Origin of the sequence: Pseudoalteromonas sp. McH1-42, from assembly GCF_022347845.1 — a bacterium.
GTDB classification, from domain to species: Bacteria; Pseudomonadota; Gammaproteobacteria; order Enterobacterales; family Alteromonadaceae; genus Pseudoalteromonas; species Pseudoalteromonas rubra_D.
Map to the genome: position 1 here is coordinate 1 of NZ_JAKRFU010000025.1, position 22,246 is coordinate 22,246.

Sequence of the window (22,246 nt, forward strand, 5' to 3'; positions counted from 1 at the left end):
GTGCCCCGTGTCGGTGGATGCGCATTATAGGGAAATCGAAACCCAGCGCAACCCCTTTTTTGAAGAAAAGTGAGAAAAACAGTGCGTTCGGACAAAAATAAGGCAAGATGCTCATTTATACACCTTTACTTATGTGTATTTCCTGATTTTCTGTACAAGCTCACTCTTTTTATAGAGAATTCCCGCCGAGTTATTTGATTAAAATAGGTAAATCATGAAAAAGTTCAGTTTGGCTGTATTGGCTGCACTCTCTACAACCACGTATGCATCAGAAGACATCACAAACCCACTATCCTTCTCAGCAATCGCTGGTTATACCTTCGGTGGTGACACACTAGGGACATTGGTGTACGAAGATGATAGTGACAACAGCGTAAAAGCAGGATCTGGATTAATTCTTGGTGGCGGATTCAACTATGCACTTAGCCAGACGTTCGATATTCGTCTGAATGCATCTATTCATCTTGATTCTGCAGACGCAGAAAATGGCGATCTCACATTTAGTCGCTTTGCATGGGAAGCTATCCCTTACTATAAAGCAAATGAACAAATCAAACTGGGGCTCGGTGTAGGCATAGATTCATCAGTTGAGCTAGAAAATGACTTCGGCAATGATATTGAATTTGACAATGCGGGTAAGTTCATCGTGTCAGGTATGTACACATTCGAAAACTGGAGTGCCAGCCTTGAATTAAGATACAGCGTAGTCGAATATGAAGTCTCAAAGATCGGCCGCTATTCTGTTGCAAACGAACTTGCACATGCCAACAAGATTGATGCGAATCACGTTGGTATTTTATTTCACTGGAACTTCTAAGTCAGTGGATAAGTCTGGTGAAATACTTTTCACCAGACGTAGAAAAGCCGGGCAATGCCCGGCTTTTCTGTGTCTTAACTAGTAAGACTTACTCTGCAGACTGCGCGTCTTCTTGAACTTCTTCAGTCGCAACTGGGCGATCTAGTAGTTCAATGTAAGCCATTGGCGCGTTGTCACCTGCACGGAAGCCACACTTCAGAATACGAGTGTAACCACCTGGACGATCCGCGAAACGAGGACCGATCTCAGAGAACAACTTACCAACTACTTCTTTATCACGCGTGCGAGCAAACGCTAAACGACGGTTTGCTACGCTGTCAGTCTTAGCCAGTGTGATTAAAGGCTCAATTACACGGCGCAACTCTTTCGCTTTAGGCAAAGTTGTTTTGATGATTTCGTGCTTCACCAAAGAACCAGCCATGTTGCTGAACATCGCTTTGCGATGGCTGCTGTTACGGTTTAATTGACGACCACTCTTACGATGGCGCATGACCCTATCCTTCTAACTAAACTAATATAGTAACTTAGATTACTCAGCCAGACTTGCAGGTGGCCAGTTTTCCAGGCGCATGCCCAGAGAAAGACCACGTGAAGCTAGCACGTCTTTAATTTCAGTCAGAGACTTCTTACCAAGGTTTGGTGTTTTCAGAAGCTCAACTTCAGTACGCTGTACTAAGTCACCGATATATTGAATTTGCTCGGCTTTCAGACAGTTCGCAGAACGTACAGTTAGCTCTAAGTCATCGACTGGACGAAGCAGAATAGGATCGAACTCTGGCTTCTCTTCTTTTTCTTCCGGCTCAGAAACATCACGTAGATCTACGAATGCTTCCAATTGCTCAGCAAGAATAGTAGACGCACGACGGATCGCTTCTTCAGGATCCAAAGTGCCGTTCGTTTCCATATCGATGATTAGTTTGTCTAAGTCTGTGCGTTGCTCAACACGAGCTGACTCAACCGAGTACGCAATACGCTCAACCGGGCTGAATGATGCATCAAGCAGCAAACGACCGATTGGGCGCTCATCGTCATCAGAGGATAAACGACTAGACGCCGGTACATAACCGCGACCACGCTCAACGCGAATGCGCATACTGATCTCACTATTGTCAGCCGTAAGGTGACAGATCACATGCTCAGGGTTGGCAATAGTCACGTCTCCGTCGTGCTGGATATCAGCCGCAGTCACAGGGCCTACACCAGACTTAGTCAGGGTAAGGAAAACTTCATCTTTACCTTCTAGAGATACTGCCAGACCTTTTAGGTTCAACAGGATTTCAATGATGTCTTCTTGTACGCCTTCTTTCGCGCTGTACTCGTGCAACACACCGTCAATTTCAACTTCTGTCACAGCACAACCAGGCATAGATGAAAGAAGTATACGACGTAGAGCATTGCCTAGTGTGTGGCCGAAACCACGCTCCAGAGGCTCTAAAACTACTTTAGAACGCGTTGAGCTTACAGCGTCGATATCGACTAATCTTGGTTTTAGGAATTCGGTTACAGAACCCTGCATTTTATCCTCTCTTAACTCTTAACTTTACTTCGAGTAAAGTTCGACGATTAGTTGTTCGTTAATGTCCGCAGACAGATCAGAACGCTCTGGTAGGCGCTTGAAAGTACCTTCCATTTTTGAACCGTCAACTTCAATCCAAGTTGGCTTTTCGCGTTGCTCAGCCAACTCTAGAGCAGCGATGATACGCGCTTGCTTTTTAGACTTCTCGCGAATTACTACCACGTCTTCTGGAGTAACTACGAAAGAAGGGATATTAACAACACGACCATTAACCATAATCGCTTTGTGGCTTACTAGCTGACGTGCTTCAGCACGTGTGCTTGCAAAACCCATGCGATATACAACATTGTCCAGACGTTGCTCTAGAAGCTGAAGCAGGTTTTCACCTGTGTTGCCTTTAAGGCGAGCAGCTTCTTTGTAGTAGTTACGGAATTGCTTTTCAAGTACACCGTAGATACGACGAACTTTTTGCTTTTCACGTAGCTGTAGACCGTAGTCAGATAGACGACCTTTACGTGCGCCGTGCTGACCAGGTGCTGTTTCTAGTTTACACTTAGAGTCAATTGCTCTTACGCCGCTTTTAAGGAACAGGTCAGTACCTTCACGACGACTCAGCTTGAGCTTAGGGCCCAAATATCTTGCCATGTTCTTTCTCCTAACCTATTAATTATACGCGACGTTTCTTCGGTGGACGACAACCATTATGTGGGATTGGCGTCACGTCAGTGATGTTTGTGATACGGAAACCAGCAGCATTCAATGCACGAACAGCAGACTCACGGCCTGGACCTGGACCTTTGATGAATACTTCTAGGTTCTTAAGACCGTACTCTTGAGCAGCAGTACCTGCGCGCTCTGCAGCAACCTGTGCAGCGAAAGGAGTAGACTTACGAGAACCACGGAAACCTGAACCACCTGCAGTCGCCCAAGAAAGAGCATTGCCTTGACGGTCAGTGATGGTCACAATCGTGTTGTTGAAAGATGCATGAACGTGAGCCATGCCGTCAACAACCTGCTTTTTGACCTTTTTACGACGAATTGGTGCTTTTGCCATAACTTACCCCACCTTATTTCTTGATAGGCTTGCGAGGACCCTTGCGAGTACGCGCGTTAGTCTTAGTACGCTGACCACGTAGTGGAAGCGAACGACGGTGACGTAAGCCACGGAAACAACCAAGGTCCATAAGACGCTTGATGTTTAGTGTAACTTCACGACGAAGATCACCTTCAACGGTGTACTTGCCAACTTCTTCACGAAGAATATCAAGAGTTTCGTCGTTTAAATCGCCGATTTTAGTAGTTTCAGCGATACCAGTCGCAGCTAAGATAGCCTTAGCGCGAGTTTTACCTACACCATAGATGCTTGTTAAACCGATAACAGCATGCTTATGATCAGGAACGTTAATGCCTGCGATACGGGCCACTAACATATCTCCTATAAATAAACCTGATTATCATCTTGCTGGAAAGCCCGTATAGGATACCCAACCGACATTCAGGTTTTACCAATGAAACAGGCTAAGTAAACTACTTAGCCTGCACGACTAGATTTCTTAGCCTTGCCTTTGCTTGTGCTTAGGCTCACTGCAGATCACACGTACCACACCGGCACGTTTGATAACTTTACAGTTACGGCAGATTTTCTTAACGGAAGCACGTACTTTCATTACTCAACTCCGTAAACAGACCTTAGCGGCCGTAGCCTTTAAGGTTCGCTTTTTTCAGCACAGAATCATACTGATGAGACATCAGATGGGTCTGTACTTGTGCCATAAAGTCCATGATAACCACAACGATAATCAAGATTGATGTACCGCCGAAGTAGAACGGCGTTTGCCACGCCATGGTCATAAACTCGGGCACCAGACAGATAAAGGTAATATACAACGCACCGGCCAAAGTCAGGCGTGTCATTACTTTATCAATGTATTTAGATGTCTGCTCACCTGGGCGAATGCCTGGAATAAATGCGCCAGATTTCTTCAGGTTGTCTGCTGTCTCACGCGGGTTAAATACCAACGCAGTGTAGAAAAAGCAGAAGAAGATAATCGCTGCTGCAAGTACCATCGCATACAGAGGTTGACCGGGAGTCAACACTGCAGAGACAGCCTGCAAGAAGTCAGCAACTGGACCTTCACCTTGACCGAACCAGCTTGCAATTGTACCAGGGAACAAAATGATGCTGCTAGCAAAGATTGGTGGAATAACACCCGCCATGTTAACTTTCAATGGTAAATGCGTGCTCTGCGCTGCGAAGACCTGACGACCTTGCTGACGTTTTGCGTAGTTAACAACGATACGACGCTGACCACGCTCAAAGAACACTACCAAATAAGTAACTGCGAATACGATTACCGAAATTACAACCAAAGCTAATACATTCAGATCACCTTGACGCGCCATTTCTGCTGTCGAACCGATTGCAGACGGCAGGTTAGCTACAATACCAACAAAAATCAGAACAGAGATACCGTTACCAATACCACGCTCTGTGATTTGTTCGCCCAGCCACATCAGGAACATAGTACCGGTCACTAAACTCACCACAGCGGTGAAGTAGAAACCGAAACCAGGATTGACGACCAACCCATCCATCATATTAGGAAGGTTAGTTGCAATACCGATAGACTGGAATGTAGCAAGCACAAGCGTACCATAACGCGTGTACTGACTGATCTTCTTACGACCTTGCTCACCTTCTTTCTTAAGCTCTATCATCGCAGGATGTATGTGCGTTAATAGCTGCATAATAATTGAAGCTGAGATATAGGGCATAATACCCAGCGCGAGTACCGAGGCACGCTCAAGCGCACCACCGCTGAACATGTTGAACATTTCAACAATGGTGCCCTTTTGTTGCTCGAAGAATTCGGCAAGTACGGCGGCATCAATCCCAGGGATCGGCACGAACGAACCTAAACGGTAAATAATGATAGCACCCAATACGAACAGTAGTCGGCGCTTCAGTTCCGCTAGCCCACTCTGTGCGCTTTGCATATCTTGACCTGGTTTAGCCATAGTGTACTTCCTTAGTCTTCTACCTTGCCTCCGGCAGCTTCGATAGCTTCGCGAGCACCTTTAGACACTTTAATGCCTTTAACGGTAACTGCGCGTGAAACTTCGCCAGATTTAACAACTTTTACGAACTGGATGTTCTTTTTAACAATACCAGCTGCTTGTAACGCGCTTACATCTACCGTATCGCCTTCAACTTTAGCGATTTCGTACAGGTTTACTTCAGCAGATACTAGAGATTTGCGAGAAGTGAAACCGAACTTAGGCAGACGACGTTGCATAGGCATTTGACCGCCTTCGAAACCAACGCGTACTTTACCGCCTGAGCGTGATTTTTGACCTTTGTGACCACGACCACCAGTCTTACCAAGACCAGAACCGATACCACGGCCAACACGCTTACCAGCTGTCTTTGCACCAGCAGCAGGTGAAAGTGTATTCAAATGCATCGAATTAACCCTCTACCTTAACCATGTAAGAAACTTGGTTGATCATACCGCGAACTGCTGGCGTATCTTCTAGCTCAACAGTGTGGTTGATACGACGTAAACCAAGGCCACGTAATGTAGCTTTATGCTTCGGTAAACGACCGATTGAGCTACGTACTTGAGTTACTTTTACTGTGTTTGCCATGGTGTCTTACCCCAAAATTTCGTCAACGCTAAGACCACGTTTAGCAGCAATACCCTCTGGAGAATTCATGTTCTCTAGAGCTGAAACTGTTGCACGAACGATGTTGATCGGGTTAGTAGAACCGTATGCTTTTGAAAGTACGTTCTGTACACCAGCAACTTCTAGTACTGCACGCATCGCACCACCGGCGATGATACCTGTACCTTCTGATGCAGGCTGCATGTATACTTTAGAACCAGCATGGCGACCCTTGATAGGGTGCTGCAAAGTATGACCGTTAAGGTCTACTGAGATCATGTTACGACGTGCTTTTTCCATTGCTTTTTGAATAGCAGCTGGAACTTCACGTGCTTTACCGTAACCGAAACCTACTTTACCTGCGCCGTCACCAACTACAGTCAGTGCTGTGAAGCTAAAGATACGACCACCTTTAACTACTTTAGACACACGGTTTACCGCGATTAGCTTTTCAGCCAATTCAGGCTGTTGTGCTTTTGCTTCTACGTTAGCCATTGTCTACTCCTAGAATTGCAGACCGGCTTCACGCGCTGCATCAGCAAGCGCCTTCACACGGCCGTGATATTTAAAGCCACTGCGATCAAAAGCGATTTTTTCAACGCCTTTGTCAGCTACGCGCTCAGCGATTGCTTTACCAACTGCTTGAGCCGCTTCGATGTTGCCTGTGCCTTTAACTGTTTCAGCAATTGCTTTTTCAACAGTAGAAGCAGCAGCCAGTACACTACCCTCAGCGTTGATCACTTGAGCGTAAATGTGACGTGGCGTGCGGTGGATAACAAGGCGAGTTGTGCCCTGTTCGATAATATTTCTACGAGTGCGCTTAGCACGACGTAGACGAGCTGTTTTCTTATCCATCGTCTTACCTTACTTCTTCTTAGCCTCTTTACGACGCACGTATTCGTCAGCATAACGTACACCTTTACCTTTATAAGGCTCTGGCTCACGGTATGAACGAATGTTCGCAGCAGTTTGACCAACAAGCTGCTTGTCTGCGCCCTTAACAACAATTTCAGTTTGGCTTGGAGCTTCGATAGTGATACCCGCTGGGATCTCGAAGTTCACTGGGTGAGAGAAGCCAAGAGTCAAGTCTAATACTTTACCCTTAACTGCTGCACGGTAACCAACACCTACTAGTTGTAGTTTCTTCTCAAAACCTTCGTTAGCACCAATGATCATGTTATTGATCAACGCACGTGCAGTACCCGCTTGAGCCCAAGCGTTAGCAACTTCACGTGGAGTTGTAGTGATAACGTTGTCGTTAAGTGAAACTTCAACCGCAGCATTGATAGTGCGCGTTAATTCACCGTTTTTGCCTTTAACTTTGATGTCCTGGCCGTTAACTGTAACTTCAACACCGGCAGGAACAGTAATAGGAGCCTTCGCTATACGAGACATAGTTCCCCTCCGATTAAGCTACAAAGCCAATGATTTCACCACCAACACCAGCGTTACGCGCAGCGCGGTCTGTCATCAGGCCTTTAGAAGTTGATACGATAGCGATACCTAGACCACCCATTACCTTTGGTAATTCGTCACGTCTCTTATAGATACGTAGACCAGGGCGGCTAACACGCTGGATGTTTTCGATAACAGCTTTGCCTTCGAAGTACTTAAGTTCGATAGTCAATTCTGCTTTAACGTCACCAGATACTGCGAAGTCACCGATGTAACCTTCGTCTTTTAGTACCTTAGCAATAGCTACTTTCAGCTTTGAAGTTGGCATAGTTACAGATACCTTCTTCGCAGTCTGACCGTTACGGATGCGTGTAAACAAATCCGCAATTGGATCTTGCAAGCTCATGTCTTACTCCCGTGATTCTATTACCAACTAGCCTTTTTAAGGCCAGGAATTTCACCGCGCATAGCAGCTTCGCGAACTTTGATACGGCTCATGCCGAACTTGCGAAGGTAACCATGTGGGCGGCCCGTGATGTTACAACGATTACGTTGACGTGAAGGGCTAGAATCGCGTGGTAAAGACTGTAGCTTTAACACTGCATCCCAACGCTCATCATCAGATGCGTTAACATCGCTGATGATAGCTTTTAACGCAGCACGCTTTTCAGCATACTGAGCAACTAATTTAGCACGTTTTACGTCACGTGCTTTCATTGAATTCTTTGCCATAACCCTACCCTTACTTTTTGAATGGGAAGTTGAACGCTTCTAACAACGCACGGCCTTCGTCATCTGTTTTCGCAGAAGTAGTGATTGTGATGTCCATACCGCGAACACGGTCGACTTTATCATAATCGATTTCTGGGAAGATGATTTGCTCACGTACGCCCATAGAATAGTTACCGCGACCGTCGAAAGACTTTGCGCTAACACCGCGGAAGTCACGAATACGTGGCATCGCGATAGAGACTAGACGCTCTAGGAAATCCCACATACGCTCGCCGCGTAGGGTTACTTTACAGCCAATTGGGTAACCTTCACGGATCTTAAAGCCAGCAACAGATTTGCGTGCTTTAGTTACCAGAGGCTTCTGACCAGAGATAGCTTCCAGATCTGCTACTGCATTCTCTAGAATTTTCTTGTCAGCTAGGGCTTCGCCCACACCCATGTTTAGTGTGATCTTTTCGATCTGAGGGACTTGCATGACAGAGCTGTAACCGAACTTTTCGAAAAGTTCTTTTACTACTTTGTCTTTGTACACTTCATGCAGTTTCGCCATCGTCTACTCCAACTATTAGATAGTTTTACCAGTAGACTTGAAGAAACGGACTTTTTTACCGTCTTCAAATCTAAAACCTACACGATCTGCTTTGCCAGTTTCGGCATTAAAGATCGCGACATTAGATACGTCGATAGACGCTTCTTTCTCAACAATGCCGCCAGCTTGCTGTAGTTGTGGTACAGGCTTCTGGTGCTTTTTGATGATATTGATGCCTTCGACAAATACTCGACCAGTTTCAGTTACAAGTGAAAGCACTTTACCGCGCTTACCTTTGTCTTTACCGGCTAGTACGATTACTTCGTCATCACGACGGATTTTTGCTGCCATGATCGACTCCTTATAGTACTTCTGGTGCTAGTGAAACGATCTTCATGAACTTTTCGTTACGTAGTTCACGAGTCACAGGGCCGAAGATACGAGTTCCGATCGGCTGTAGGCTATCGTTAAGGATAACAGCAGCATTACTGTCGAAACGGATCAAAGAACCGTCTGGACGACGAACGCCTTTTTTGGTGCGCACAACTACTGCGTTTTTAACATCACCTTTCTTCACTTTACCGCGAGGAATCGCTTCTTTAACAGAAACTTTAATGATGTCGCCAACCGCTGCGTAGCGACGGTGCGAACCACCTAAGACTTTAATACACTGCACTTTGCGAGCGCCGCTGTTATCAGCAACGTCCAGCTGAGTTTGCATTTGGATCATCTTGATGAGCTCCGGTGTAATATACAACACGCCTAGATTTTGTTTAAAACCCAAGCATTTAGATTAATTTCCACTCAAATTACGAACGTGTCGTGCTTCAAGGGCGGGCAATTGTAACAGCAAAGCAGCGCTAAAGATAGTTCAATTTTTAATTAATTTGAGCAGGCTGCTGTGCCGAACTTGCTGTAAAACAGGGATATGGGGACAAACCAAATCTTCACAAGTCACACTGCCAAACTAATTATGCAAAACGATTACAAAGGCTATCTACATAACCTCTTATCTGCGAACAAAAAATAGACTAACCAGGTCGTTTGCGATGCATTTTTATGTAACTGGCGACCTTTTCGACAGTGTCTACCCAATAACCGTTTTCAGGTGTATTTAAATATTGAATTAATTGTGACAGCACCCTCGCATCGACACTGTAACGGCCGTTTTCGCCCACCTCGTGTCCAGCCAGGATAATCCATTTGTTGTTTTCCCGCAGCGCTTCGAGGGTTGCTTTTAGCTCCTCAAAGGTCAGTCCATCCATTCTTATCCCGGTGAGTTGAGCGAAATCGGTATAAACGGGGTTGTTTGCAGTTTCATCCAGCCAGGTGCGGCCAGTCTCAAAATGCCGGGCAATCAGCGGGACATAGCTTTTTACCTGTGCGCCCCGGCCAACAAAGGTATTACCACATGGGTAGGCAAAGCTCTTAGGCTCAACACCCAGCTGGGTTTTCAGATACTGGTTGGTGGTTAGAATATCCTGTTCCAGCCAGGCAAGATTAACCTGCTCCAGCCCCTTATCCTGTGCTCTCAGCCAGTCGAAGTTACCGGTGCACAAATGAGACAACGTGTGATTGCCCAGCTCATGGCCCATTTTCACCACCTTGCGCCAGTCCTTAAGGCGTGCCCCCACCGGTTCTGGCATCACGTAGAAAGTCGCTTTAATACCGTATTGGTCAAGAATAGGGACGCCCACATCGAGTTGGCTCTCTCTGGCGTCATCAAAGGTCAGACTAACGGCATTACGTGCGCCGTGCGGGTATGGAAAAGTCGTCATGTGCATCTGCTCAGTCGCACTGTGTGTGTCTGCCAGGGCGCACGCATGGCTCAGTATGCCGCATAGCAAGATAACAAGTTGTCGCTTATTTATCATATATCACTCCGGGTAAAAGGATCAGGCTCTCGACGAGTTTGATGTGAGTGTGGCAAAGCCGCGTGTGTGGTGGGACTGAAGGTTTTCTGAAGGATGCTTATGAAAGTGTTAAGGTTATGAATTAATAGCATAATACACCGGGCAGCAAGGCCCGATGTATTACCTGTGTGAGCGAGACTATCCGCCAAAAAAGCCCTTTAACTTGTCTTTGAGCTTCTCTTTCACTGCATCTTTGGCCTTGTCTTTGGCCGCACCACTTAAATCCAGCTTAGTCTCCACTTGATGGAATGGCCCCTTAATTCTGACCGGTATTTTAAAGCCCGTGCTGTCATCCTGACTCTGCTGGCCTTCAATAGTATCTACAATGCCAGTCACGACCCGATAGTTGACGTACGTTTTAGGCAAATCGACTTCACCTTCTCCGGTAATGCGGATTAACGGACTTGCCAGATTCAGGTCGCGGTTACGACCAACCCCGTTAAGGAACTGAAAACTTCCGGTCAACGCAGAGAAGTCTGTTTTCTGATCCGGGTCAAAATCGGCGTTCACCCCCTCAGAAACAGAAGAAAAATTCCCTTTGAGCATTTCTTTTCCTTTGCGCACCATCTCCGCCAGGTTCGCTCCTTTTACGCCACCATCTTTAAATTCAAACGCCAATTCGCCCGCCAGTGCCGCAACAAATTGTTTCTGACTGACACCTCGGGTTTCGAGATCCCAGTTCAGGCTCCCCTTACCCAATACCTTGTCAAACCCTATTGCATCGGTCAAAAGCGGCTCGGCATTAATGCCATTCAGGGCAAAATTGGTGGTCACCTGATAAGGTTTAGACGCGGCATTAACATGCACAACCCCTTTGCCCTGCCCTTCATAGGCTGCAAACTTATCCATCGACAGTTTTGCTTTACCTTTGTTGAGCGCGACTGAGAACTGATTAGCACCCAGTTTAATTTCTCTGGCACGTAAACCACTGGAGCGGATCACAACGTTGGCATCCAGCATATTCAACGCCGACAGATCAATTTCACTGTCATCCCAGACAATGGGCTGTGGTTCACCCGGTGCGCTTTTAGGCTGCTCAGGTGCCTCAACCGGCTCTGGTAAATACGGGTTGAGGTCCAGCATCCCTAAATCCACATCCGCATTCACACTCAGGCGTTCGCCTAATGTGATCTCACTGCGTCCCTGAACATCCAGCTTGTCCAGTTTGGCTTTTAAAGACTGCAGTGCAAATACGTTATTGGCAAAACGCATTTCTCCGGCTACTTCAAACTGATTAAACGCTTGAGGCTTCGCTTTCAGGTCAACCTTTTGCCACTGGGCAATGTCTTTCACTGAATCGCCAGATAACGTCAGTGCCCCGCCGAACACTTTGCCCTGCTCAGTGATCTGGCCATCAAAGGTCAGATTCACCAGGCGCGACTCCAACGCTTGAGAAAAGCTAAAGTCTTTACTTTCTATGGCTTTCGCGGGCGTATCTACCGTCATATTGAGCGCAAACGTTTCTCCCTGAAAGGCCACCTTGCCATTTAACTCCAGCGCCTTATACAAGGAGGGAAGTGTGATGGTCAGTGCCAGGTCTGAGACTGCGTGCCGTGTACCTGATGTGGCATCGGCGTAAATCAGCTCTCCCCCATAAATAGCAACCTCACCCAGCGCAATATCGAATCCTGTTGGCAGTACCACAGGACCCGACGCGCTCGGAGCCTGCTCTGCTGGCGCATCTGATGCGGTTCCTTTGCCTAACGCCATGACCCAGTTGGCCTGACCCGCAGCGTTCTTTTCAAGCAGAATTTTTGGGTTGCGGATCACAAACTGCTCTAACTGGAACTCCCCTGAAAACAGAGAAACCCAGGGAATGTGCACAGCCAACTGGTCCATCGTCAGCATATGTGGCTGACTGCCCCCAGGCATGTTCTCAAAGCGAACATCGTTGAGGACAATATTCAGGCGCGGCAGAATACTGAGCTCACTGTCGCCTGCAATGTCGAGCTTACGCCCGGTATTTGCTTCGACCTGTTGCTCCAGCTGCGCAATAATGGTCGAGGTCGGGATCAGCATAGGGGCGACCACAACAGCAATCACCAACACAAGTATCAGTGCGCCGACCAATTTGAGCACGCGTTTCATATCTCTTCCTTTATAAATCATCTATGACTCATTCTATGATAGCGATTTGGTTGATAAATTCACCTTCACCCCGGAAGATTTTTCAATCCGCCATATCTCGCATTGCACTTGTTGGAGATCCCGGTATGATCCACGCCCTTGTCAGTTTTACCGACCTTTCGCTAAACTGAATAGTCTGAATTAACCCTCTAGTTGGAGAACCGCTGCGACATGAAGAAGCTGCTCATTTCACCGTCGAATATGGCTTTGGGCGAACAAGAAAGTCAGATTTACCAGAACATCCTGAAACAGGCGACCGAGATCAGTCTCAACCTGATGGCCGTTAAGGTTGAAAATCATCCAGAAGACTTTCTGGGATGGTGCTATGAGCTATTGGATGTAGCTAAGAACCGCATTAATTTTGAGCTGCTGGACGATCATCAGTTGCCTATTGTGAAAAAACTTCAGGACATGCTGATCAGCGCTATCAGCTTTTTGCAGCTAAAAACACTGCGTATTGCGCCCTGGCCGATGATCTGCGAATTCATTCGTCAGCGAGAATCAGAGCTGGCACTGACAGAACAGCTCAAGCTCATTGACTACCTGGCTCCGTTACGTGCTACGCCGTTGCAGGATATGATCAACGAAGACCGCCTAGCATTCAGTGGTAAACATGCTGCCAGCCTGGATACCGGTGTATATCAATTCGATGTGGAGTGGTTTGCCTCAACCAAAAGTGCCAAAGGATTCCATCAACTCCTGGCTGACTTGCCCGGTGAGTTTGATACGGCACTGGCTCATATTCCGCTCGAAGGCGAAGTCACTCAGCAGCACTATCAGGAGTTTGTACTGGCTTACCTGATGGCATTCAGTCACAGCGACGAAAAACCGACTCTGGCGCCTGCCACTCGCCTGCTTGCGATGTGCCGCCCGGATGTATTTACTCCGCTGGTTAACAGCAAACTGGACGCCCTGTGTCAGGCGCTCGGCATTGCTAAGCTAACAAACCGAGATTTCGAACGTTACTGGCAGGATATTGTCGTGACCATTAATAAGATGCCTTGGTTTGCAACGGGCAATGCTGCAGACGAGTTTGAAGCCAGGTTGCGCGCCATTAAAGCCTTATTGCCATGCTTCTTTTTCTATGCGGACAAAGACACGCCACAAAGCTCCAACTACTATAAGCTGTTAAATAAGCCAAAACGGACAAGTTCTGGCAGCACCACCAGAACCACCCGCCGCAGCAAAGAGTCAGCAGAGACCTTAGTCGATCGGGCTCTGAGTGACGACAGCATTCCTGAACATATTCGTGCCAAGCGCGACTCTATCATCGCTGAAGTAGAAAAAGGCCGTAGCGTCGACGAAACCATTTCACTAATGCGTGCAATTTTCGGGTAACCGAACAATTTGTCCCTATGATCAGGTAGTTATAACCTGCCTGATCATTGTGCAACGGCGAACAAAAATGCACCAGCGGCGTGCATCCAGCCTTTTTCCCCTTATCTAAGCACGCTGCCTGCTTGAAAATATATTCATTTAAATCAAGACAGTAAATTAGAACTTCGCCTTTTCTTCAAGGCTGGCTTAGCCATTGCAACCTCCCGGGCGACAACCACTTTGTGCTCCAGAGGACTCTACATGAACAATAAATACTCATTAATCTGTGCAATCTCACTGCTACTCGCTCACCCACTGGCATTGGCCGATACGTCAGCTTCCGTTAGCGCCAATGTGGCCGCCAGCTCCAATTATTTCTGGCGCGGGATCACCCAATCGGATGATGGTGCCGCCGTCTCTGGCGGGCTGGACTATGACAGCGGGAAAGGATTTTATCTTGGTGCCTGGGCGTCCAACGTGGACTTTGGCGATACAGCCAGTACCAGCTATGAGCTGGATCTCTACGCGGGCTTCAGCGGCGAATTCAAACAGCTCAGTTATGATCTGGGTTACATTCATTATGCCTATCCGGATGCAGCTGGCGATATCGACTTTGGTGAACTCTATGCCTCGGTTGGCTGGCAGTATTTCACTGTCAAACTCAGTCACCTGACCACTGCACAGAGCGACTCAAGCACGGAAGAGGATATGCTATATCTGGAACTCAACGCGGCGTTTGCGGTGTTTTCTGAATCTGAATTGGGCTTACACCTCGGCCGTTCAAGTGGCGATACTGTCATGGAATGGACGGGTGAGGATGACAGCTACATGGATTATGGCGTCAGCCTGAGCACGGGCGGACTCACGCTGGGACTGGTGAAGACAGACCTTGATGCCGATGATGACATCAAGGCGTATGTGAGTTATGCGCTGGACTTTACACTCTAAGTCCGGCGATCTAACTCATTAAGGTACACTATGACCGGTCGATGCCTGCCAAATGCGATACCATTGCTCACGGGATAACGTCAACGTACGTGCCGCCACAGCGGTGCGCACTCGTTCGATGTTGCCGGTACCCAGCACCACGGACGGTTTGCTTGGGTGCATCAGCAACCAGGCATAGATCACCGCATCAATGCCGCTGGCCCCCACTTCCTCAGCCACTTCACTCAGGCACTCACGCAATCGCAGCGCTTTGGCATCTGCCTCGGCAAATATACGTCCGCCTGCCAGCGGTGACCACAGCATAGGATGTATACGCAACTGCTGACACTGGTCTAAAGTACCATCATCCAGTGCTTTCATTTCATAAGGTGAAAACTCGATCTGATTGGTCACAAGCTCAAAATCGAGACGAGACTGCAACAGGCTCAGCTGAGAAGGCGTAAAATTCGACACCCCAAAATGCAATACATCACCATTTTGTTTAAGCCGGGTAAACGCCTCAGCCACTTCATCGGCATCCATCAGATAATCCGGACGGTGGATCAACAAGGTATCAATGCGATCGGTGCCAAAATGCTGCAAAGACTGCTGCACTGAGGTGATAATGTGGGCCTGACTTGAGTCATAGTGATTCGCCTTACCCGCAAGCCCTTTGCTGGCAAGCGCAGGTCGAATACCGCATTTGGTGATGATGCTGATCTGATCCCGAACCGACGGCTGCAACGCCAGTGCACGGCCAAAAGCCGCTTCACATTCATACTGGCCGTAAATGTCAGCATGATCGGTATCTCGTACACCCAGCTCTGTCAGTTGCTTTACAAAATCCAGAGTCTGGGCTGGGCCTTGCTGCCAGTCCAGTAAACGCCAGAACCCGGCGACCAGATCGCCCATTACCTTGTTTGTCATAAAATCGTGCCTATGGTTGAACTTACTCTTTTTGCTTTCTCTACAGCCAGATCACAACTTGCATCGCGCGCCAGCGCCACACCCATCCGACGTTGACCCACCACTTCAGGTTTGCCAAATAAACGCAGGTCGGTATTTGTTTCACTCAACGCTTCGGCAACCTGAGTGAAGCTAAGCTGCTGTGATGTACCGTTGACCAGTATAACACTGGATGCCGAGGGGCCGTGACAATGAATGTTGGGAATTGGCAAGCCCAGGATCGCCCGCACATGTAAGGCAAATTCACTGAGGTCCTGAGAGATCAGGGTCACCATGCCAGTATCATGAGGCCGCGGTGAGACTTCGCTAAAATACACATCATCGTTTTTGATAAACAGTTCGACCCCAAACAGCCCGCGTCCGCCGAGTGCTTCTGTGATCTGCTCTGCCATCGCTTTGGCTCGCGACAATGCCACCTCAGACATTGCCTGTGGTTGCCAACTTTGCTGATAATCTCCGCCTTCCTGCACATGCCCAATCGGCTCACAGAAACTGGTGCCATCAATATGGCGAATTGTCAGCAGGGTAATTTCGTAGTCAAAATCAACAAACCCCTCCACAATCACCCTGCCCTGACCTGCGCGTCCACCTTGCTGCGCATAGGTCCAGGCGGCTTCCAGATCAGCCTCACTACGCACCACACTTTGCCCTTTGCCCGAGGAGCTCATAATAGGTTTAATAACACAGGGCATGCCAATCTCGGCAACAGCATGGACAAACTCCTGCTGTGTGTCGACAAATCGATACGGCGAAGTTGCCAGACCCAGTTCTTCGGCAGCAAGACGACGGATCCCTTCCCGGTTCATAGTGAGCTGTGTCGCTTTTGCAGAAGGCACCACAGTAAACCCCTGTTGCTCGAGCGCCACTAATGTATCGGTCGCAATTGCTTCGATCTCTGGCACAATATAGTCTGGTTGCTCCTGCTCAATAATTGCAGCCAGTTGATTACCGTCCAGCATAGATAAAGTGTAACTGCGATCAGCCACTTGCATCGCTGGCGCATTATCATACCTATCTAACACCACCACTTCTGCGCCCAGACGTTTGAACTCAATCACCACCTCTTTACCCAGCTCTCCGCCGCCACATAACAGCACCTTACACGCAGTCGCACTAAATGGCGTGCCCAATCGCTTAATTTTCATGATTTATTCCTAAGTAACGATGAATATCAAAAGTGACCGACAAAATAACACAAATTGCAATACCGCCAGCATAAAAAAAAGCGTCAAAATATCCAAAAAAAAACAATAAAGACACAATTTGTACACAGTTGGTGTACATAATTCACACGCAACCAAGTTGAACATGTTAGCGAAGGACTAGAAGACGTGAACACGAAGCATTTTTCAGACCGTGGTATGCCACCACTGGCGAAGACTCTCTCACAAGTTTATGGCAAATATGCGAATCGAACTGCGCTTATTTATGAAAATAATCATATCAGCTATCAGGAATTAGCACAGCGGGTTACTTTCCTTGCTGGGCACATTCGTCTGCAACTGTGTGAACAGGCAGAAACAGCCCCTTCTTCTCAATACATTGCACTTTATCACGAGCGCGGCATTGATATGGTTGTCAGTATGCTGGCGGCTGCGCATTGCGGGCTTGGCTATATTCCCATTTCTACCGATGCACCGGCGCAACGGACCCAGTTTATTTTACAAGATAGCCAGCCAGCTTTGATCCTAACCCACAGTCACCTCAGTAAGGTTGACGCCATTGCGGGTCGCCCGCAGCTGTGCGTGGACACCCTCAGCCCCCGTGAGGCACTCGACACAGCCCCCGCACAAACGCAAGACGCGATAGGGTACGTGATTTATACCTCAGGAACAACCGGGCAACCCAAAGGCGTGCAGATCCCGGCGCAAAATATTTTACACCTCGCTGACACCCATATTGACGCGTTCAACACGCCACAGTATCAGCGCGCCTTGCTATTTGCCTCTTACATTTTTGATGCCAGCGTATTCGAACTGTTCGTCCATTTATTACTAGGCCAAAGCGTGTATATTGCCAGCGAGCATGAGCGTAAAGATGCGCAAGCCTTGAGCACACTGGTACAGCAAAATGACATCGAGTTTGCCTCTATTCCGCCTGCACTGCTGGCATTAATTCCACCACAACAACTCAGCGCACTCAAATGTCTGATCGTGGCCGGTGAGACACCCAACGTAGCCATGCTCGAAGCTTACAGCCAGGTCACCGCGATCTATAATGGGTATGGCCCGACAGAAAACACCGTTGCAACCAGCTTGCATCGCTTTTCACCACAAGACAGTGAGCTGAATATTGGCCAGCCGCTCAATGATACGCGCTTATATGTGCTGGATCCCCAGCTTAATCCCTGTCCACCAAGTGAGGTCGGTGAATTATATATTAGTAGCCCGCGCCTGGCACTCGGGTATCTCAACCGTGATGAGCTGACCCAAAGTCGCTTTATCGCCAACCCGTTTTATGACCCCCAGTCCGATGCCAGCGGTTTCAGCCGCTTATATAAAACAGGCGACTTAGCCTCCTTTGATGGTCAGGAGTACCATTTTGCCGGCCGTGACGATGGTCAGGTCAAGCTACGCGGTTTTCGTATCGAGCTCGAGGAAATCGAACAAACCATCGCCACTTTAGACACAGTCAAACTGGTCAGTTGCGTTATCAAACAACAGGGCAATCGTCGCTTACTCGCTGCCTATGTCGTGACACAGCACGATGAAGCAACTCAGACTCAGGACATCGCCAACCACCTTAGCCGCACTCTGCCAGATTATATGCAGCCCGATCTGATCGTTCTGCTCAGTCAGCTGCCGATGACAGAAAATGGCAAAACGGACAAACGCGCACTGGCAGCATTACCTATTGAAGTTGAACACACCCATCAGGATGCTCAGTTATCGCATACGCAGCACGCCTTTTTGACCCTGATGCAGGGCTATTGCCCGGCAGAGCTACACTGGCACAGTGATTACTTTGAACAAGGCGGTGACTCCATCTCTGCTATCCGTATCGCCAATGAAGTTCAGCAACAGCTTAAATTGCATCTGGATACCCAACTGATTTACCGCTTGCGTACCCCGGCGCAGATCTGGCAGGCGTTACTGACTCACAACACCCGTCCGCCCGTCGACATTGCTCCGCGCGCAGCGCACTATCAACACACGGCGCCTCTGTCTGCACAACAAAGTGGGCTGTGGTTTTTAGCACGCCAGGCACCCGATAATCTCGCCTATCACTCGGTCAGCCGCCTGACGCTGAGCGGTGTACTAGACCCGGCGGCACTACAAGGTGCACTCAGTGCGTTAGTTCAGCGCCACGAAATTTATCGAACGTCATTTGACCTGCACGAGCCGCTTCAGCATATCCACCCGCATTGTGTCCCTGAACTGCCAGTCTTAGATTACAGCGATCTGAGTGAACAGGACGCCCAGGCGAAGATCACCCAGCATTTGGCCCGGCTTAATGCCCCATTCAAGCTAGACAGCCTGCCACTGGCACGCTGGACACTGGTTAAACTGGATACTGAAAAGCACGTCTTGCTGCAAGTAGAGCACCATTTGATCCATGACGGCTGGTCAGCCAATCAGTTTGCAACACAATTACTGGCCCTGTATGCCCAGCTCAACAATGGCGAATCTCTTGCCACAATGCCCGATGTCATCCAATATGCCGACTATGCCTGCCACCAGGCGCAGTGGCTGGACAGCGAGCAGGCACAGCAGCAACGTTTGTACTGGCAGGCTCAGTTACAATCCGCTTCGCCGCGTATCAATTTACCTGTTTCACAGCTAGCACAAGATGTGCCCGTCAGCGCCGATACCTTTCGTCTTGAACTACCCAGACGTGTCTGGCAACAGCTTCAGCAATTTTGTCAGCGCAATCAGATAACCCCCTTTTCGGCTACGTTGGCCACATTATATGTCGTACTGTCGCGCTTCAGTGGAGATGAGGATATCTGTATTGGTTCAGCCATGGCCAATCGCAACCACCCTCAGCTTGAAACCACCATGGGTATGCTGGTGAATACGGTGGTACACCGCTTACAAAGTGATCCGCAGACCACCATCAATGAACTTATCCAGCAGAGCTTTGAGGTATGCGCAGAAGCACAAGCGAACCAGGCTTTCCCCTTCCCGGCGCTGGTTGATGCACTCAATGTGCCACGTATTCCCGGCGTAAACCCGCTGTTTCAGGTATGTTTTACCTTCCAGGACACGCCACTGCCCGCAACCCCCCAGGATACATTCAAGGACATTCAACTTGATCAGGGGGCACCAGCACAGGATGCTAAATTCGAGCTGAATATTGCGATGCTGGACATGCACAGTCAGGATCCGGACCGCCCAGTCGTCATGCAATGGGAATATGACCGCAGTCGCTATGATCTGTGGTTTATTGAGTCTATGGCCAACAATTTTGCTCACCTGTTAGCGCAACTGGTGACATGCACGTCTCCATCCGCACTGTCTCAACCTTTGGCTGCACTGGCACCCGCGGCAACGCAGCCTGAACCGCTCACTACTCCGTTGCACTCCAGTGAAAGTCTGACTGCCTTATTCGAGCAACAGGCACAGCGCCAACCCGGCAATACCGCCTTGTTCACCTCAACAGGCTCCATGAGTTACGATCAGCTGACGCGTCGTGCGAACCGGCTGGCACACTGGTTGATGGCCCAAAATGTGGCTGGTCAGTTTGTCGGACTATATTTACCGCCGGGCCCGGATACCCTGATTGCGATTCTCGGCGTACTAAAAGCGGGGGCTGCCTATGTGCCGCTGTCTACACGTGCGCCCGTCAGTCGTAATGGCTTTATTCTCGAGGATGCTCAGGTACAGGTCGTTATCAGCTATCGTGAACTCATTGATGACCTGAATACACCGCAGCTGACTCCCCTTTTCCTTGAGGATGAGGCAACCCTGCTCAGCTATCCGGACACATCGCCCACCAGCTCCATCACAGGCGTAGATCCAGCCTATGTCATCTATACCTCTGGCACCACAGGCAAGCCCAAAGGCGTGGTTCAGACCCATGGCAATGTCGCCCGTTTGCTAAGCGCAGCCGAACAGCATTTTAGCTTTTCAACACAAGATACCTGGGTGCTATACCACGACTATATCTTTGATTTCAGTGTCTGGGAGATCTGGGGCGCACTGGCCTATGGTGGCAAGCTGTTTATTCCGGACTATCTGGAGATCCGCGACAGTATGCAATTTGTCGAGCAATGTCAGCAATTTGGCGTCACCGTACTCAACCAGACGCCCAGTGCGTTTTATACTTTTGCCGACATCGCCAGCACCGCTCAGATGCCGCTCAACACATTGCGCTATGTCATTTTTGGCGGTGAGCAACTGAACTATAGCAAGCTGGCGCCCTGGTGGCAGCAATATGGTGACCGCATCACTTTGGTCAATATGTATGGTATCACCGAGACCACAGTACACGTCACCGCGCTGACTCTGAGCGCTACTATGCCACGTCACATTGCCGACATCGGTCAGCCGCTTGCCGACATGCAGGCGCTGGTGCTGGACGAGCAACATCGCCCTGTCCCTGTAGGTTGCCCGGGTGAGCTCTATATCACCGGCGCAGGCCTGGCAGCGGGTTACTTGAACCGTGATACGCTAAGCGCAGAGCGCTTCTTTACCCTGACCCTGGGCGAGCGTGAATGTCGGGTGTACCGCACCGGTGACAAAGCACGCCAGCTCCCAACCGGACATCTGGAATATCTGGGTAGGCTGGACGATCAGGTCAAGATCCGGGGTCACCGGATAGAGCTGGGTGAGATAGAAACGCAGTTACTGACCTTCGGCGAAATTTCAAAAGCCTGCGTACTGACTTATGACAATCAGGGGCAAACAGCACTGGTGGGATACATAGTTCCTGCCGTGCATACCAGTGAGTGCGAAGCGCTGCGTCAACGCCTGGCGACACGTCTGCCTAATTATATGATCCCGGACCAGCTGATTGCGCTGGACGCATTTCCGCTCACCGTCAATGGCAAACTGGATAAAAAAGCATTGCCGGCGCCCAGCCTGACCAGTCAGAGTAACTATGTCGCCCCTCAGACACCATTACAACGGCAGCTTTGCCAGCTCTGGCAACAGATCCTGGGGGTGAGTCAGGTGGGGATCCAGGATGACTTTTTCCAGCTAGGTGGGAACTCTATTCTGGCCGTCAAGCTGGTACGCGAAGCGCAGGAGTCTATGCAGCTGGCAATGCCGCTATCAGCCCTGCTGAATTACCCAAATATTGCCACCCTGGCTGAGCACCTGAGCAGCACTCAGGTAAATACCATCGTTCGTTCACAGCGTGCAACACAGACCAGCGCAAAGCAGGTCATGGAGCTTTAA

At 48.9% G+C, this 22,246-nt stretch carries 25 protein-coding genes; 4 read left to right on the forward strand and 21 right to left on the reverse strand.

What is annotated here, in order from left to right:
* Positions 1-214: 214 nt before the first annotated feature.
* A complete protein-coding gene (locus MHN31_RS19705; RefSeq protein ID WP_239445131.1) occupies positions 215-817 on the forward strand; it encodes a hypothetical protein in 603 nt (200 codons plus the stop codon).
* 88 nt (positions 818-905) lie between these two features.
* Here MHN31_RS19705 and rplQ read toward each other — a convergent pair whose 3' ends face one another.
* The 19 genes from rplQ to MHN31_RS19800 all read right to left on the reverse strand — a co-directional run bounded on the left by rplQ (position 906) and on the right by MHN31_RS19800 (position 12,656).
* Positions 906-1,307, reverse strand: coding sequence for a 50S ribosomal protein L17 (gene rplQ, locus MHN31_RS19710; RefSeq protein WP_010386932.1), 402 nt, complete (start codon positions 1,305-1,307; stop codon positions 906-908).
* Positions 1,308-1,346: 39 nt separating this feature from the next.
* Positions 1,347-2,333 carry a DNA-directed RNA polymerase subunit alpha gene (gene rpoA / locus MHN31_RS19715; protein WP_010386933.1) on the reverse strand — a complete coding sequence of 329 codons (987 nt, stop codon included), beginning with the start codon at positions 2,331-2,333 and terminating at the stop codon, positions 1,347-1,349.
* A 24-nt stretch (positions 2,334-2,357) separates the two neighbouring features.
* Positions 2,358-2,978 (reverse strand): 30S ribosomal protein S4, encoded by a 621-nt coding sequence (gene rpsD, locus MHN31_RS19720; RefSeq protein WP_046006900.1) that lies wholly within the window; start codon positions 2,976-2,978, stop codon positions 2,358-2,360.
* A gap of 22 nt (positions 2,979-3,000) precedes the next feature.
* Positions 3,001-3,387 carry a 30S ribosomal protein S11 gene (gene rpsK, locus MHN31_RS19725; protein WP_010386935.1) on the reverse strand — a complete coding sequence of 129 codons (387 nt, stop codon included), beginning with the start codon at positions 3,385-3,387 and terminating at the stop codon, positions 3,001-3,003.
* Positions 3,388-3,400: 13 nt separating this feature from the next.
* On the reverse strand, positions 3,401-3,757 hold the full coding sequence (gene rpsM / locus MHN31_RS19730; RefSeq protein ID WP_010386936.1) for a 30S ribosomal protein S13: 357 nt from the start codon (positions 3,755-3,757) through the stop codon (positions 3,401-3,403).
* Between the two features lie 129 nt (positions 3,758-3,886).
* A complete protein-coding gene (rpmJ, locus tag MHN31_RS19735; protein ID WP_002959476.1) occupies positions 3,887-4,000 on the reverse strand; it encodes a 50S ribosomal protein L36 in 114 nt (37 codons plus the stop codon).
* Between the two features lie 22 nt (positions 4,001-4,022).
* Positions 4,023-5,351, reverse strand: coding sequence for a preprotein translocase subunit SecY (gene secY, locus MHN31_RS19740; protein ID WP_010386937.1), 1,329 nt, complete (start codon positions 5,349-5,351; stop codon positions 4,023-4,025).
* Between the two features lie 11 nt (positions 5,352-5,362).
* Positions 5,363-5,797 (reverse strand): 50S ribosomal protein L15, encoded by a 435-nt coding sequence (rplO, locus tag MHN31_RS19745; RefSeq protein ID WP_010386938.1) that lies wholly within the window; start codon positions 5,795-5,797, stop codon positions 5,363-5,365.
* A 4-nt stretch (positions 5,798-5,801) separates the two neighbouring features.
* Positions 5,802-5,981: a 50S ribosomal protein L30 gene (gene rpmD, locus MHN31_RS19750; RefSeq protein WP_010378276.1), complete on the reverse strand. Its 180-nt coding sequence runs from the start codon at positions 5,979-5,981 to the stop codon at positions 5,802-5,804.
* A gap of 6 nt (positions 5,982-5,987) precedes the next feature.
* Complete coding sequence (gene rpsE / locus MHN31_RS19755; protein ID WP_010386940.1) at positions 5,988-6,494, reverse strand: 30S ribosomal protein S5; 507 nt, start codon at positions 6,492-6,494, stop codon at positions 5,988-5,990.
* Positions 6,495-6,503: 9 nt separating this feature from the next.
* Positions 6,504-6,854, reverse strand: a complete 351-nt coding sequence (rplR, locus tag MHN31_RS19760; RefSeq protein WP_049865984.1) for a 50S ribosomal protein L18 — start codon at positions 6,852-6,854, stop codon at positions 6,504-6,506.
* 9 nt (positions 6,855-6,863) lie between these two features.
* The gene (gene rplF, locus MHN31_RS19765; protein WP_010386942.1) at positions 6,864-7,394 is read right to left on the reverse strand and encodes a 50S ribosomal protein L6; all 531 of its coding nucleotides are present in this window, start codon (positions 7,392-7,394) and stop codon (positions 6,864-6,866) included.
* Positions 7,395-7,407: 13 nt separating this feature from the next.
* The gene (gene rpsH, locus MHN31_RS19770) at positions 7,408-7,800 is read right to left on the reverse strand and encodes a 30S ribosomal protein S8 (RefSeq protein WP_010386943.1); all 393 of its coding nucleotides are present in this window, start codon (positions 7,798-7,800) and stop codon (positions 7,408-7,410) included.
* Between the two features lie 20 nt (positions 7,801-7,820).
* A complete protein-coding gene (gene rpsN, locus MHN31_RS19775) occupies positions 7,821-8,126 on the reverse strand; it encodes a 30S ribosomal protein S14 (RefSeq protein ID WP_010386944.1) in 306 nt (101 codons plus the stop codon).
* A 10-nt stretch (positions 8,127-8,136) separates the two neighbouring features.
* Positions 8,137-8,676, reverse strand: a complete 540-nt coding sequence (rplE, locus tag MHN31_RS19780) for a 50S ribosomal protein L5 (RefSeq protein WP_010386945.1) — start codon at positions 8,674-8,676, stop codon at positions 8,137-8,139.
* A gap of 15 nt (positions 8,677-8,691) precedes the next feature.
* Positions 8,692-9,006, reverse strand: coding sequence for a 50S ribosomal protein L24 (gene rplX, locus MHN31_RS19785; RefSeq protein WP_010386946.1), 315 nt, complete (start codon positions 9,004-9,006; stop codon positions 8,692-8,694).
* A 10-nt stretch (positions 9,007-9,016) separates the two neighbouring features.
* Entirely contained in the window at positions 9,017-9,385 is a 369-nt protein-coding gene (gene rplN / locus MHN31_RS19790; protein ID WP_010386947.1) for a 50S ribosomal protein L14, read from the reverse strand.
* A gap of 301 nt (positions 9,386-9,686) precedes the next feature.
* Positions 9,687-10,529 (reverse strand): polysaccharide deacetylase family protein, encoded by an 843-nt coding sequence (locus MHN31_RS19795; protein WP_239445132.1) that lies wholly within the window; start codon positions 10,527-10,529, stop codon positions 9,687-9,689.
* 177 nt (positions 10,530-10,706) lie between these two features.
* A complete protein-coding gene (locus MHN31_RS19800) occupies positions 10,707-12,656 on the reverse strand; it encodes an AsmA family protein (RefSeq protein ID WP_125564358.1) in 1,950 nt (649 codons plus the stop codon).
* A gap of 210 nt (positions 12,657-12,866) precedes the next feature.
* Between MHN31_RS19800 and MHN31_RS19805 the strand changes: the two genes are divergently transcribed.
* Positions 12,867-14,033 (forward strand): hypothetical protein, encoded by a 1,167-nt coding sequence (locus tag MHN31_RS19805; RefSeq protein ID WP_239445133.1) that lies wholly within the window; start codon positions 12,867-12,869, stop codon positions 14,031-14,033.
* Positions 14,034-14,273: 240 nt separating this feature from the next.
* Positions 14,274-14,960, forward strand: coding sequence for a TorF family putative porin (locus tag MHN31_RS19810; RefSeq protein WP_125564354.1), 687 nt, complete (start codon positions 14,274-14,276; stop codon positions 14,958-14,960).
* Positions 14,961-14,978: 18 nt separating this feature from the next.
* Here the strand turns inward: MHN31_RS19810 and MHN31_RS19815 are convergent, their stop codons facing one another.
* Together MHN31_RS19815 and purT are read right to left on the reverse strand one after the other, a co-directional pair.
* Positions 14,979-15,866: an aldo/keto reductase gene (locus MHN31_RS19815; RefSeq protein WP_138537699.1), complete on the reverse strand. Its 888-nt coding sequence runs from the start codon at positions 15,864-15,866 to the stop codon at positions 14,979-14,981.
* Positions 15,863-17,050 (reverse strand): formate-dependent phosphoribosylglycinamide formyltransferase, encoded by a 1,188-nt coding sequence (purT, locus tag MHN31_RS19820; RefSeq protein WP_239445134.1) that lies wholly within the window; start codon positions 17,048-17,050, stop codon positions 15,863-15,865. Before purT ends, MHN31_RS19815 begins: the two co-directional genes overlap by 4 nt.
* Positions 17,051-17,236: 186 nt before the next feature.
* On the opposite strand from purT, the gene MHN31_RS19825 reads away from it, so the two are divergent.
* Positions 17,237-22,246 (forward strand): non-ribosomal peptide synthetase, encoded by a 5,010-nt coding sequence (locus MHN31_RS19825; RefSeq protein WP_239445135.1) that lies wholly within the window; start codon positions 17,237-17,239, stop codon positions 22,244-22,246.